This is a genomic window from Neorhizobium sp. S3-V5DH, from assembly GCF_004343065.1.
Taxonomy (GTDB): domain Bacteria; phylum Pseudomonadota; class Alphaproteobacteria; order Rhizobiales; family Rhizobiaceae; genus Neorhizobium; species Neorhizobium huautlense.
Window position 1 is genome coordinate 1 of the sequence record NZ_SMCL01000014.1, and the last position, 13,403, is coordinate 13,403.

At 57.8% G+C, this 13,403-nt stretch carries 9 protein-coding genes and 3 pseudogenes; 5 read left to right on the forward strand and 7 right to left on the reverse strand.

Translation table 11 applies throughout. From position 1 onward, the window contains the following. Positions 1-232: pseudogene (locus EDE09_RS18385) on the forward strand (IS110 family transposase); the annotation flags it as partial. 166 nt (positions 233-398) lie between these two features. On the opposite strand, the pseudogene EDE09_RS18390 reads toward EDE09_RS18385, so the two are convergent. Next, positions 399-2,248 (reverse strand): annotated as a pseudogene (locus EDE09_RS18390) (ABC transporter ATP-binding protein). Positions 2,249-2,552: 304 nt separating this feature from the next. On the opposite strand from EDE09_RS18390, the pseudogene EDE09_RS18395 reads away from it, so the two are divergent. After that, a pseudogene (locus tag EDE09_RS18395) lies at positions 2,553-2,954 on the forward strand (response regulator); the annotation flags it as partial. Here the strand turns inward: EDE09_RS18395 and EDE09_RS18400 are convergent. Then, on the reverse strand, positions 2,951-4,402 hold the full coding sequence (locus tag EDE09_RS18400; protein WP_132412254.1) for a PAS domain-containing protein: 1,452 nt from the start codon (positions 4,400-4,402) through the stop codon (positions 2,951-2,953). The pseudogene EDE09_RS18395 and the gene EDE09_RS18400 sit on opposite strands and share 4 nt — an antisense overlap. A 650-nt stretch (positions 4,403-5,052) precedes the next feature. Beyond that, positions 5,053-6,306 carry a cation:proton antiporter gene (locus EDE09_RS18405; RefSeq protein ID WP_245422881.1) on the reverse strand — a complete coding sequence of 418 codons (1,254 nt, stop codon included), beginning with the start codon at positions 6,304-6,306 and terminating at the stop codon, positions 5,053-5,055. A 352-nt stretch (positions 6,307-6,658) separates the two neighbouring features. Here EDE09_RS18405 and EDE09_RS18410 point away from each other — a divergent pair, with 352 nt between their 5' ends. The 3 genes from EDE09_RS18410 (at position 6,659) to EDE09_RS18420 (ending at position 10,210) form a co-directional block, all read left to right on the forward strand. After that, positions 6,659-7,246 (forward strand): cupin domain-containing protein, encoded by a 588-nt coding sequence (locus tag EDE09_RS18410; protein WP_105372285.1) that lies wholly within the window; start codon positions 6,659-6,661, stop codon positions 7,244-7,246. A 72-nt stretch (positions 7,247-7,318) separates the two neighbouring features. Further along, entirely contained in the window at positions 7,319-8,626 is a 1,308-nt protein-coding gene (gene gabT, locus EDE09_RS18415; protein ID WP_132412256.1) for a 4-aminobutyrate--2-oxoglutarate transaminase, read from the forward strand. Positions 8,627-8,656: 30 nt separating this feature from the next. Continuing rightward, a complete protein-coding gene (locus EDE09_RS18420) occupies positions 8,657-10,210 on the forward strand; it encodes an acetolactate synthase large subunit (protein WP_132412258.1) in 1,554 nt (517 codons plus the stop codon). Here the strand turns inward: EDE09_RS18420 and EDE09_RS18425 are convergent, their stop codons facing one another. The 4 genes from EDE09_RS18425 to EDE09_RS18440 are packed head-to-tail and all read right to left on the reverse strand — an operon-like array spanning position 10,211 to position 13,356. Beyond that, on the reverse strand, positions 10,211-10,591 hold the full coding sequence (locus EDE09_RS18425) for a RidA family protein (RefSeq protein ID WP_132412260.1): 381 nt from the start codon (positions 10,589-10,591) through the stop codon (positions 10,211-10,213). It abuts the gene before it with no gap. Positions 10,592-10,608: 17 nt separating this feature from the next. Next, positions 10,609-11,676, reverse strand: coding sequence for an ABC transporter ATP-binding protein (locus EDE09_RS18430; protein ID WP_105372289.1), 1,068 nt, complete (start codon positions 11,674-11,676; stop codon positions 10,609-10,611). Positions 11,677-11,694: 18 nt separating this feature from the next. Next, positions 11,695-12,501 carry an ABC transporter permease gene (locus EDE09_RS18435; protein ID WP_112800149.1) on the reverse strand — a complete coding sequence of 269 codons (807 nt, stop codon included), beginning with the start codon at positions 12,499-12,501 and terminating at the stop codon, positions 11,695-11,697. A gap of 6 nt (positions 12,502-12,507) precedes the next feature. After that, positions 12,508-13,356: an ABC transporter permease gene (locus EDE09_RS18440; RefSeq protein WP_105372291.1), complete on the reverse strand. Its 849-nt coding sequence runs from the start codon at positions 13,354-13,356 to the stop codon at positions 12,508-12,510. Positions 13,357-13,403 lie beyond the last annotated feature (47 nt).

Sequence of the window (13,403 nt, forward strand, 5' to 3'; positions counted from 1 at the left end):
CCAGATGCGCGGCAAGCGCATGATTGCCGGCGGTCGAAAACCGGTTCGCGATGCCCTCTACATCGCAGCCCTGCCGGCAATCCGCTTCGATCCCGGCATCAGAGCTTTCTTCGAAAAGCTGAAATCGAAAGGAAAACCCGGCAAAGTCGCGCTCGTCGCCGTCATGCGAAAGATGATCATCATCCTCAACGCAAGAATGCGGGAACACCACGCTAACGCGATTGACACCTAACACCGTTGCTTTTTGTTCTGTACTGCGTCGGCAGTGGGGTTCGCGTCCTGGCGGACCGGCGCGGACCCCATCCTTCGAGACTCGGGGTGATAGAAGCCAAAGTCGATAGCAGCAGGAACTCGCAACCACGGAGCCGATGACATCGAACGCTTCCACCGGACCTGCGCTAGTCATTGCCGATGTAGCCGCCGGTCTGTCGCCGCCATAGGCGAGTGTAAAGCCCATTCCGCGTCACAAGCTCCTCTGGGTTGCCCATTTCAACGATGCGGCCTTCACCTAAAACGACAATTCGATCCATGCTCGCGATGGTGGAGAGGCGATGCGCGATCGCGATGACTGTCTTGCCGGCCATCACCTTCGCGAGATTTTCCTGGATTGCAGCTTCGGACTCGCTGTCGAGGGCTGAAGTTGCCTCATCGAGCACGAGGATCGGCGCTTTCTTCAGCAGCACGCGGGCGATGGCAATACGTTGGCGCTGACCGCCTGAGAGCTTGACCCCGCGATCTCCAACGAAGGCATCGTAGCCCGAGCGGCCCTCCTTGTCCTTAAGATCAGCAATGAACCCATGCGCATGAGCGGCAATAGCAGCCTGCACAACCTCGTCATGGGACGCATCCGGGCGACCATAACGGATATTGTCACCCACCGAGCGGTGAAGAAGGGAAACATCCTGCGAGATGACGCCGATGTTTTCCCGCAAGCTGCTTTGCGTGACGCTCCGGATATCCTGATCGTCAATAGCGATCGAACCTCCGTCGAGATCGTAGAATCGGAGCAGGAGGTTGACGAGCGTCGTCTTTCCCGCGCCAGATAGCCCCACTAGTCCAACCTTTTCACCGCCATGGACTGTCAAGTTCAAGCCGTCGATCACCGGCTTCTCGCGATGATAGGAGAAGCCAACCGAGTCAAATCGGATCTCGCCCGTTCCTACCTGCAGGGGCTTTGCATTCAACGCATCCACGACGGTTGGCGGTGTTGTCATCACAGGCATAGCGTCGCGCAATGTGCCGACGGCTTGAAAGATTTGTTGTCCCATGTCGATGAAGACCCGAGCGTTACCCGAAAGCCGCTGGGTGATGTAGATCGCGGCAACGAACTCTCCAGTCGAAACCGATAAATTCAGCATCCCGTGAAACCCGATCCCGAGCATGGCGATCCAGAAGAGCGCATTGACGCTGTTTATTGTGACGCTGGTCACCATATAGACCCGCCTTTCATGCTGCTGACGAGTGATAGCGTTCGAGAAGATCCCTCGCAAAAAGCGCCAGCCTCGCTATCCTCTGCTGCAAACTGCTTTACCATCTGCATATTCGAATAGAGGTCCGTCATAGCGCCGACCACCAGGCTTCTCTGCTTCGCTGAGAGCTTCGATCGCTCCGAGAAATGCGGTACCGCTACGATCGCAATGGCGATGCTGATCATGATCCATATCAGCGCCGGCAACGTCAACTGCCAGCCGACGGAAGCTAGCAGCAGAAGCGATCCCAGGAAATGAACTGCAAAGTTGGGAATGCTATAGAAGGCCACAACGACCTGTTGCTGCACAGCGGTCGAGACTTGGGACAGTCGCGAAGCCACCTGGCCGGCAAACGTGTCGTGAAAGAACGCGATATCCTGCCGCTCGACCGCCTTATGCCCTTGCCACTGGATGGCAGAAGGTAAGCAGACCGCCACGGTTTGCGAGGAAAGGGTGCTCGTGACGAAGGAGAAGAAAGGCGAAATTGGGAAGAGCAGTACGGCCATAAGGACCAGCAGCGACCAATCTTCTGCCAGAAAGGTCGCCGCCCCCTTATTCGTGACCCCATCCACGATATCGGACAGGCTCCAAATCAGGAAGAGATTGATGCCCTCTACTGCCATCGAGAAGACGGCGATGGGGATGAGCGCGTACCGAAACATCCGCGCGAAATGCCAGAGCAGCACAAATGGCCCTTGAGTTGGGAGGGGCTGGTAAGGGATGTCGAGAGGACGGATCAGCGTCTCGAATGGCTGGAAAATGCGATCTGAAAAAGACATTGTGCTCTCATTGGAATTCAAACTCTGAAAATAACCCTATTGAACCATGCATCGGTGCACGTGGGCACCCCATGGCAGTACCAAAAACCAGAATGAGCAGCTTATCCGTGGCCTCAGGAGAAGCGATCATACCCGTCGGAACGAGGGAACGTCCTCGAAACCTACTGCTGTGCTCTACACGACCGCTGATGGCGCTGAGAGACCTCAGGCCATCGAGTGAACGCGGGTCAAAACTAGGAAGACCAAAGTTGAAAACTGCGAGGAACCGAGTGCGACGCCTCGCGTTGCTCGACTTGACGACCACGGAGGCATCATGCAGCGCGTACTTATTGTTGAAGACGAATTTATGGTGGCCCTCGAGCTGGAGTCCGTCCTGGAGGATTTGGGATATCAGGTGATTGGTATTGCGGCTGATTCCACTACTGCGTCGCGGCTCGCCGAGCTGTCGCCAGACGTAGCATTGGTGGACGTGAATCTACGGGACGGCCCGACCGGGACCTTAGTTGGACAACGGCTTGGCAAATTAGGCATCAAAGTGGTATTCACGACGGCAAACCCAGCCCTGCTGGGGACAGGTGTGCCAGACACCATCGGGGTGCTTTCGAAACCATATGATGCGAACCAGGTGGAGGACGCGCTGGAATTTGTCCGTGGTGAGTTGTCTGCCCCGCCAGCTCCGCTCGTTGTATTTGAACAGCACGCTTAATGCCGCAAGAGATTGGCGAGCGGGCATTCTAAGACGACCTGAAGGCCTTCCGGCAACCACCGGCGTTCCAAAGTCCCGCCCAGTTGACCTTGAACGCTCACCAGGGACAGCTTGGTCCCAAAGCCCGTCCTTTCAGGCTCTCCCGTAATGCGTGGACCATTGGTTTCCGTCCAGGTGATGCGGCAGCGCTCCCCGTGCGCCTCCAACACTATGGCCACGCGGCCTTCTATCGTCGACAAGGCACCGTACTTGGCCGCGTTGGTGGCCAGCTCATGGAAGACCAGCGCAAGGGGCGTGGCCGAACGATCATCGATTGCAATTTCGTCTCCGGAAATCTGGAGGCGGCCTTGGTCCTCCGTGCGATAGGGGCGTAGAATTTCCTGGAGGAGATTCTGTAGTGTGGGCAACGTCGCCGAAGAACGAGATTCCTCGCTATGTGGCCGGGCGAAATCGTGGGCACGACCAAGGGCCGCGAGACGCTGCTGGATGTCCGAGGCGAACGCCTTGCTCTCTGGGAACCAACGTGCCGACTGGCCAATAATGCCATTGATGATAGCGAAGATGTTCTTGATGCGGTGGCTGAGTTCCTGGCTCAGGAGCGCGAGGCTATCGGCCGTCTCCTTTGCCACATGGATATCGGTGCAAGTTCCGTACCAGCGGTCAATTGCGCCGTCGGCATCTCGCATCGGCAACGCCCGCCCCAGAACCCAGCGGTACTCGCCCGAGTGATGTCGAAGGCGGTAGTCGATCTCGTAAAGCTCGCCTGTGCCCAGCGAATGACGCCATCGCTCCCAGGCCCGTTCCTGGTCATCGGGATGGAATAGGCCGTTCCACCCCTCGCCATCGGTGCTGCCGACCGCCATGCCAGTGAACTCGTACCAGCGGGCGTTGTAATAGTCATGATACCCATCCGGTCGGGTCGACCAGACCATTTGCGGCATGGCGTCGGCCAACATACGGAAACGCAGCTCGTGATGGCGAGCCTGCTCCATCAATCGATCAATCTCCAGATCGGCCGCGCGTACGGCGGAAATGTCCCGCGAGATGGAAAGCAGATGGCTCGGTCGCCCGTCTCGGTTCCTTATCGGAAGGACCTCGACAGCCCAATATTTCAGCGTTCCTTTGAATGTCGCCGTGTAACCCTGAAAATGATATGACCTGCCCTCGCGTCCGGCCGCAATGGCCTCGAGAGCGGCTTGCTGTTCGGGACCCGACCAGAAGTCTGGCCAGGGGCAATGCTGAATTTGCCGAAAATCCTCGATCTCCATAACCCGTGTGCCACCCTCGCTCATGAAGAGCAGGCGGCCGTCTAGGTCGAGAATCTTCACGCAGTCGCTGCTTGCAGCTAGCAAGGATCGCAAGATGTCGGCTGTGTTCAGTCCTTCAGGAAGGTCGGTAATAATCGTGGCGCTGGACACGTGGTCACGTTCGCCGACATTCGACTTCATATAAATACCACGTCCCGGAGAGTTACCCAAAACCCCATACGCCAACTTCCAGCGTTTTGCATCTCTTTAACGCCCATGGCACGATATTGTTCATATCGGCCAGAATTCTCTGAACTCAGGAGCCGGAGGGCTGTCAGCTTCTTCAGAGCTGAAGTCGGGATCCGGTTCAAAAATAGATGAGCACGAGGAGGGCGGAGTACGCCGTCTGATGGCTGAATGACCGTAGTTGACGCATCAGAGGCATGGCTGAAGTGGGCGTTGAACGGCCAGCCCGCACATCTGGCGGTCGGCCCCCTTACGGCAATTGCACAAAGGGTTAATCTCTCTCTCTCTCTCTCTCTCTCATGAGGACACCGTTCCCATGTGACGTTTTCGAAATGGCGAGAAACGACCTTATTGCAACGGCGGTTGGCTGCGTTCGCAGACGAACCAAAGGTGCTGCGCGTTTTCCTCGGGGGTCGATGGCTGCTGATCGCGCCAACGCCTATTCCGATATCGATCTGCGCATTGTCACTGAATCTGGTTCTGACGCGCTGCTTGAAAGTACAACCAGCCAAGAACTCCATGCAGCCCAGGATTTCATGAGACACGCCGCGTGGTGTTCTTTCAGAAGTGGATGTAGGCCCCGTGTTGCCTGGCTCGACTGAGCTTCAGTCAGCTTTCCGGCCGTGCCGGCGATCCAGCCAACGCATCGCTGGTGTCACCGTGAGCCCGTGCATCAGGATCGACAAGAAGACGACAAGCGACAGGATGACCCACAATCGATCGCCGTCCTCGAACCGCCCGTGATTCAGGCCATAGGCGAGATAGTAGAATGAGCCAACACCCCGAATGCCGAAGAAGGCGATGGTGATTTTTTCGGTGAGCGTCGCACGGACTCCAATAAGTGCAAGCAAGCCGGTTACAGGTCGAACGACCAGCAATATGAGCAGGACGGCGACAATCTCTATCCAGCCGATACTGGACAGCAAGCCATTGACGATGGCGCCGCCGAAAGCAAGCAGCAGGAGCATCATCGCGATGCGCTCGATCTGCTCGGTGATGTCGTGCATGTCGCGCTGGAAGTCGTGGTCGCGATGGGAGCTGCGCAATGTCAACGCAGTAACGAAGACCGCGAAGAAGCCGTAGCAGTGCAGCAGCTCGGACACGCCATACGACACGAAGGTAGCTGCGATGGCTACCAATCCGTCGCCTGTCTTTGCCAACGTATCGCCGGGCATCTTGAAGGTTGCCCAACCAAATACACGGCCGACAAGCCAGCCGCAGCCAATGCCAGCAATCACCTCCCACAGGACATGCAAGGTCAGCCAACGAGCGAACCAGGGCTCTCCTGTTGTGGCCGCAAGACTTAAAACGATGGCAAGATGCACGAAAGGAAATGCGAACCCGTCGTTCAGGCCTGCCTCTGACGTCAGCGTGAAGCGAACAGTGTCTTCGCCCCCTTCAAAGGGCCCGGCAACTTGGATGTCGGCCGCAAGAACAGGATCGGTGGGCGCGAGGCTTGCTGCTAAAAGCAGTGCAGCCACCGCACCTAAACCAAGGATAGTCGTGCCAATGAACGCTATCGCGATGATGCTCATCGGCATCGTGATCAACAACAGCCGCCAAGTGGTTTTCCACCCTTTGAATGAGAACCGGCGGTCAATCTTCAGGCCTGCGCCCATCAATGCGACAAGAACCACGAACTCCGTCAACCGTTCGGTGGCGTAAGGGTGTGCACCTGGTGATGGGTCCAACTTCAGATATGGCGACGTGTAGATCAGGCCGCCAATGGCCAAGCAAACGATGGGAAGCGAGAGCGGAAGTCGGCGTAGAGCCAGCGGTAGCCATGCTACCAATGCGATGAGAAGCCCCGCGCCTGTAAGCGCCACTGCATAGGGGTCTGGTTCCCAGCCGTGGGTCACCAAGGATCAAACCTATTTCTTCGCTGCATAGAGCGTTCACCTTCGTCTGCCGATCTCCGGTAGAGAATGGTTGGCTTCGCTGTATGTTCCAAGATTTTGTCTCGTAGGTTGCCGAAGCCAGATCGAAACGCGGGCCAGTCTTGGCCTTACCTACCGCTGGTTCTGTCCCTTTCGGTTGGGCGCCAAGGCGAGACGATCAACGGGCGAGACTGCTCTACGGGTACGTCCCCCTTTAGCAAGTCTGCCGCGACAGACGATTTGCAATCGCGCTCAAAATATCATCCATTTGCGCGAACATTAAAACAGGTGCATAGGGTTGAGCGGAGCGTCGTCAACGGAGTGGATAAAACAGGTGGACGAAAGGTTCGATATCGGTGCCCGGCTTCACGCGATGCGTATCGCCGCGGGCCTGTCACAGCGGCAGCTTGCGGAAAGGGCAGGGGTCCCACATGCACAAATTTCGAACGTCGAGACGAACAAGATCAGCCCGTCTGTCTCTACGCTGCGAAAGATCTTGAGCGGCCTTGGTATGGGCATGGGAGAATTTTTCGAACCGGAACGAAGCCCTCCCAAAGGTCCCTTCTTTTCCGCGGATGAGCTTGTCGACCTTACCTCTCGAGTACCAGCCCAGGGCCTTGCAAGCGGGCCAGAAGCCTCACTTGTCTTGCGTCAGGTGGGCGATGCCCGGGCTCACAACCTACAAATCCTACATGAAGTCTACGAACCCAACGCTGATACGGGCGAAACATTCCTGCAGCATGCTTCTTCAGAAGGGGGTTATATCGTCCAGGGCGAGCTGGAAATAACAGTTGGCGAGGAAGTCAGGATCCTGAAGGCCGGCGAGGCATATCTGTTTGACAGTCGCCAGCCGCACCGCTTCCGCAATCTGTCGGCTGAAAGAACCGTCGTCATCTCCGCGTGCTCCCCTCCGTACCTCTAGCGCCAACTATGCTATTGCTCAAAATAATGAGCGGGTCTATAGAGTGCTCCGTCGGTAAAAGGGGATATTGCAATGGCTACTTCCAATGATCTGCATGCACGCCAGAAGGCTGCCGTCGCTGGCGGCGTGGGAACCCGCACCATCTTTGCCGACAAGGCACTGAACGCCGAGCTTTGGGATGTCGAGGGAAACCGCTTCATTGACTTTTCGGCGGGTATTGCTGTCAACAATACCGGTCATCGCAACCCAACCGTCATGAAGGCAGTGGCCGAACAGGCGAACCGCTTCACTCACACCTGTTTTCACGTTGCACCCTATGAAAGCTATATCCAGCTAGCGGAGCGACTGAACCAGATAGCACCGACTGGCGCCGAGAACCGGACAATGCTGGTCACTACTGGCGCCGAAGCGGTGGAGAACGCGGTAAAAATTGCCCGCGCCTATACAGGTCGTGCGGGCATCATAGCCTTCTCGGGCGCCTTCCACGGTCGCACCATGCTGGGTATGGCGCTGACCGGCAAGGTTATGCCATACAAGAAGAACTTCGGTCCCTTTCCGGCCGACGTCTATCACGCGCCGTTCCCCAATCCCTTCCTCGATTACTCGACTGAACAGGCGGTTGCGGAACTGGAGCGGCTTTTTGCGTCCGGCGTGGATCCGGCACGTATAGCAGCCTTCATCGTGGAGCCGGTCCAGGGCGAGGGCGGCTTCAACGTCGCGCCACGCGACTTCCTCGTCAGGCTCCGAGAGATTGCCGATCGCCATGGCATCGTCCTCATCGCGGACGAAGTTCAGGCAGGTATGGCGCGTACCGGCAAGATGTTCGGTTTCGAACATGCGGGCGTGAAGCCGGATTTGGTTACCATGGCAAAGGGGCTTGCAGGCGGCTTCCCGCTTTCGGCTGTGACCGGCAAGGCCGAAATCATGAACGCAGCCCATCCGGGCGGCCTCGGCGGCACCTATGCCGGCAATCCTCTCGCAATAGCGGCGGCCAATGCCGTTCTGGATGTCATCGAAGATGAAAAACTCTGTGAGCGCGCGGCGGAGGTGGGGCGCCGGATTTCCGGCCGCCTTATCTCGATCGCATCACGCCAAGGGATGGAGCGGATTGGCGAGGTACGCGGGCTTGGTGCGATGGTCGCATTCGAGTTAGTTGAGGACCGCCAATCAAAGGCTGCCGCACCTCATATCACAAACCGTATCGTCGCCGAGGCCGAAACGCGTGGCCTCATCCTCCTTTCTTGCGGAACACGCCTGAACGTAATCCGGTTGTTGCCACCGCTGACGATCGAATGGCATGTGCTCGAGGAAGGACTTGCCATACTTGAGGCCTCCATCGAGGCGGCATTTTCGGATGCTGCAACAGCAACGGCGGCCTAGGTCGCCAATATCAACAGCAAAGGAAAGCGAATGAACGGCGCCGATATGCTCTGTGACGTCCTGTTGGTTAACGGCGTCGATGTCTGCTTTGCCAATCCCGGCACGTCGGAGATGCATTTCGTGGCGGCGCTCGATCGCAAGCCGCAGATGCGCTGCGTGCTTGGCCTGTCTGAAGGTGTGGTGACCGGCATGGCGGACGGTTACGCTCGAATGACAGAAAAACCGGCCGCGACACTGCTGCATCTCGGTCCGGGTCTTGCGAACGGCCTTGCCAACCTGCATAACGCGCGCCGCGCCCGCACGCCTATCTTGAATGTCGTCGGCGACCATGCCTCCTACCACCTGCAATATGACGCACCACTGACAAGCGATATCGAGAGCCTTGCACGGCCGATGTCCCACTGGGTCGGTCGCGCGGATGGACCCGCAGACATTCGCCGCTGCACGGAGGAAGGCTTTGCAGCCGCCATAGCGCAGCGCGGCGTTTCCACGATGATCCTGCCGGCGGACGCCGCTTGGGGCGAGGTTTCCCCCGAAATCCTGTCCCCGGTTTCCGTTCCTGCTCCTCCTCCGCTGGACGATGTTGCATTGAAGGCGGCCGTGAAGGCGCTGAAGAGCGGCAAGCGCGTCATCATTATTCTCGGTGGCCGCGCGTTGCGGGAAAAACCGCTCGCAACAGCAGGACGGATTGCCGCCGCAACCGGCGCTTCGCTGTTTTCGGTGCAGTCGGACCGCGGTGCCCGTGGCGCGGGCCGCGCATCCGTCAGGCCCATTCCTTACAACATCGAGCTGGCCGTCGAGGCACTGAAGCCGTTTGAGGTTGCCATCTGTATCGGTCCGCAGCGACCCGTCACGTTTTTCGCCTATCCCGGAAAGCCAAGCACTACATTGCCACCCGGCTGCGAGATTGTGCAACTTGCGGACCATGAGCATGATCTGGCGGCCGCACTGGAGGCCCTGGCGGATAGCCTGGATGTCGCGCCGAATGCTCACTTTGCTCCGAACACCTTCGGGCAACATGACATCCAAGTTCCCCATGGGGCGCTGACGCCGGATGCCATCAGTCTGGCCATTGCCCGGCACCTGCCTGAGAATGCCATCGTCATCGATGAAGCGCTCACCTCAATTGGGCAATATCCTGCGCATTCTCCTTGTCTCCACCCGCATGACCATCTGCCGATCACAGGGGGATCGATTGGAATTGGCATTCCGCTGGCGGCAGGCGCAGCATTCGGTGCGCCTGATCGCAAAGTGGTCGCCCTGCAGGCAGATGGCAGCGGCATGTACACGGTTCAGGGGCTCTGGACGCAAGCGCGCGAAAACCTCGATGTCGTCACCATCGTCTTTGCCAACAACGCCTACCGCATCCTGCAAGGCGAAATGACGAATGTTGGCGTGAACTCCTATGGCGCAAATGCGCGCAAGATGCTCGACCTCGACCAGCCGAAGCTCGATTGGTGCTCGCTGGCCAAAGGTCTTGGCGTCGAATCCGGCCGGGCGACGAACACGGCGGAATTCGCAAAGCTCTATACCGCTGCCCTGTCCCGCAAGGGGCCGTTCCTCATCGAGGCCGCAATGGTCTGATCACGCCGGCTTCGTGGCGGTGATCATGATCATCTCGACCTTGAGATCCGGGCTGGCGAGTGTGGCTTCGAAGCAGGCACGCGCAGGCGGAGCGGTACCTTCTACCCAATCGTCCCAAATCGCGTTTACCGCAGCGTAGTCCTGCATGTCTGCAAGGACAATCGCACAGAAAAGCAACCCCTCCTTAGCACTACCAATCTCGGCCAATCGGCCTTCTGCTTTGTTCAGAAGCTGGCGCGCCTGCTCCGCGGCGCTGAGCGAACCATCATAGGGAGCCTGGGGCGTGCAGGCGAAATAGCCTGTGCCGCCGTGAACAACTGCAAGGCTCCCTCGCTTGCCTACACCAAAGCGCTCGATGATCGAGGAGAATTCTAAGGTCATGAAAGATGCTCGCCTTTCTATCGGGTGATGACGAAGACGGAGTCAGGCGTCCAACTGATGCAGCATTCTTCGCCTTCCTTGATGATGACAACGTCTGCGCCCAGCACCCTTACCCGCATCGGGATGTCTCCGGCTCTGCCGATTACAAGAGCGTTGTCGCCATAATTGACGATCGTCTCGACCGTCATCCTAGCGCTCTTTCGGTCTTCGATCGGGTTACGAGACAGCTTGATATGTTCTGGCCGTATCAGCAGTGTCACTTCCTGCCCATCTGCCAGAGCATTGTCAGATCCTGCATAATCGAAGGAGCCAAGTACAGGACTATTGGCTATCCGGGCTGCAGCGTTCGTGACCGTTGCTGGTATCAGGTTGCTCTCACCTATGAACGAAGCGACGAAAGACGTCTGCGGGCTGTGATAGATGTCAAGCGGTGCCGCGCATTGTTCGATCCGGCCTTTGTCGAATACAACGATCCGGTCCGACATCGACATGGCTTCGGATTGATCGTGGGTGACAAAGATCGTGGTTACGCCCAGGCTGCGTTGGATGCGCTTGATCTCGATCTGCATCTGCTCGCGTAGGTTCTTGTCAAGCGCGCCGAGCGGCTCGTCGAGCAATAACAAGGAGGGCTCGAACACAAGCGCGCGTGCAAGCGCAACGCGCTGCTGCTGCCCGCCCGAAAGCTCTTTTGGATGCCTGTGGCCAAACCCCTTTAGGCCGACGAGGGAGAGCATGTCTTCGGCCTGACGGAGTCCCTTTGCACGATTCACACCACGCATCTGCAGTGGGAAATAGACGTTCTCCGCTGCGGTCTTGTGGGGAAACAGAGCGTAGTTCTGGAAGACAATACCGATATTGCGCTCGTGCGGCGCGAGCTCTGAAATGGATCGCCCCCCGACACGGACACTCCCACCGCTTGCCTTCTCGAAACCGGCAACGATCATTAAGGTCGTCGTCTTACCGGAGCCGCTTGGCCCAAGGAAGGTTACAAACTCTCCCTTTTCGACCGACAGACTCACGTTATCCAGCGCCGTAAAGTTCCCGTAGGCCTTGGTGATATTGGAAAGTTCAAGATAGCTCGTCATCGGTGAGTCCTTGGGAATTTAGTGTGCGCCGGCAGGTGAGCGGCTTGGCGTAGGGGCGCGGCTGCGGAGGGTGCTGATAAAATAGGGAGTTGCGATGCCGACCAACACGAGGAAGAACAGCAACGTAGAAATCACAGCGATCACGGGATCAGCTTCCTGCCGGATGCTGTCGAACATCTTTCTCGGCAGGGTCTCGGCGTCACGCCCGGAAATGAAGATCGCGACAACCGTCTCGTCGAACGACTGAATAAAGGCAAACAGCGCGCTGATGATCAGGCCCGGCCGCAGGATCGGCAGGGTGATGTGAATGAACGTCTTGGTGGGACTTGCCCCAAGGCTTAAGGCTGCTCGCTCGAGATTCCGGTCGAAGCCTTTCAGATTGGCGGATAGCACCAGAAACGCAATTGGAACCGAGAGACATGTGTGAGCCAGGATGACGCCCATATGGCTGTGGACCAATCCGAGATCACCGAGATACGAGTAGTATCCGACCGCCATGACGATGTGAGGCACGGCAAGGGGCATCAGCATCATCAGATCGGCGACGCCTTTTCCACGGAACTTGTGTCGCACAAGGGCAAACGTGGCGGGCACGACCAGCAGCATGGTCAGCAAAGTTGTCGCGGAGGCGATAACGATACTGTTCCAAGTCGGTATCAACCAGTCGAGGTCGGTGAAGTAAGCTCGGTAGTAGCCAAGCCAATAACCCGGCGGCGGAAACTGCAGCGAACTTGCACTCGAAAAAGACATCGGCACAACAATCACCAGGGGTGCCGCAATGAAGACTGTGACCAGGATGCCGGCCCAGCGCATGAACGTGTTCATGAATGATCACCCCCAAAGTTTGTCGAGGCCGAAGCGGCGGTGGTAGATGGCAAGGATCACGAAGGTAATCAACAGCAGGACCATCGCCATGGCTGACCCCATGCCGAAGGCCAGGAATTCGTCGATCTGGTGACCGATGAGACCTGCGATCATCTGCTCTCGCGGGCTGCCAAGAAGAACAGGTGTCACATAGAATCCGAGGCAGATCACGAAAACCAGCACGCAACCATTCGCGATACCTGGGGCGGTCAAGGGCAAGTAGACATGTCGAAAGAGCGACCAGCCCCGGGCCCCGAGACTCTCGGCCGATCGGATCAACGCCGGGTCGATCTTTTTCATGACCGAGAAGATGTTCATGATCATGTATGGCGCGAGAATGTGCACCATCGCGAGCGTTGAAGAGAAGCGTGTGAAGAGGAGCTGCGGTGTGTCATCAATCCCGATCATCTGCAGCAGAGCGATCAATGGACCATTGTTCCCGAGCAGGACCATCCAGGAGTAGGTTCGCACCAGAAAGCTGGTCCAGAAGCTCATCGTCACGAGCAAAAGGATGAGCATTGCTGTGCGCGGCTTGGAGTGCGCCATGAGGTAGGCGAGGGGATAACCGACTGCCAGACAGCACACTGTCACGAAAGCCGCGGTCAGGAAGGTGTTGAGGAACACGCGCTGGTAGAGCGCGCCTGTCAGCACTCTTTGGTAGTTTACAAGCGAGACACGAGGATCCGTCACACTCATGATCGCGACATCGACGAGCGGGACGACGAAAAAGACCAGCATGTAGATGCCGAGCGGCGCCAATAGAAGCCATGGCCAGACATTGGTCCTTTCCGTCAGTCTTGAGAGGCTTGAGCCCATTGCCTTCCCTTCCCATGGCATGCGGGGGTCGACGCGGCATCGCGCGT

Bases quoted from the DNA above. Each gene is read 5' to 3' on its own strand.
- EDE09_RS18400 (WP_132412254.1), bottom strand. From the start codon at position 4,402: ATGAAGTCGAATGTCGGCGAACGTGACCACGTGTCCAGCGCCACGATT.
- gabT (WP_132412256.1), top strand. From the start codon at position 7,319: ATGGCTACTTCCAATGATCTGCATGCACGCCAGAAGGCTGCCGTCGCT.
- EDE09_RS18420 (WP_132412258.1), top strand. From the start codon at position 8,657: ATGAACGGCGCCGATATGCTCTGTGACGTCCTGTTGGTTAACGGCGTC.
- EDE09_RS18425 (WP_132412260.1), bottom strand. From the start codon at position 10,591: ATGACCTTAGAATTCTCCTCGATCATCGAGCGCTTTGGTGTAGGCAAG.
- EDE09_RS18430 (WP_105372289.1), bottom strand. From the start codon at position 11,676: ATGACGAGCTATCTTGAACTTTCCAATATCACCAAGGCCTACGGGAAC.
- EDE09_RS18435 (WP_112800149.1), bottom strand. From the start codon at position 12,501: ATGAACACGTTCATGCGCTGGGCCGGCATCCTGGTCACAGTCTTCATT.
- EDE09_RS18440 (WP_105372291.1), bottom strand. From the start codon at position 13,356: ATGGGCTCAAGCCTCTCAAGACTGACGGAAAGGACCAATGTCTGGCCA.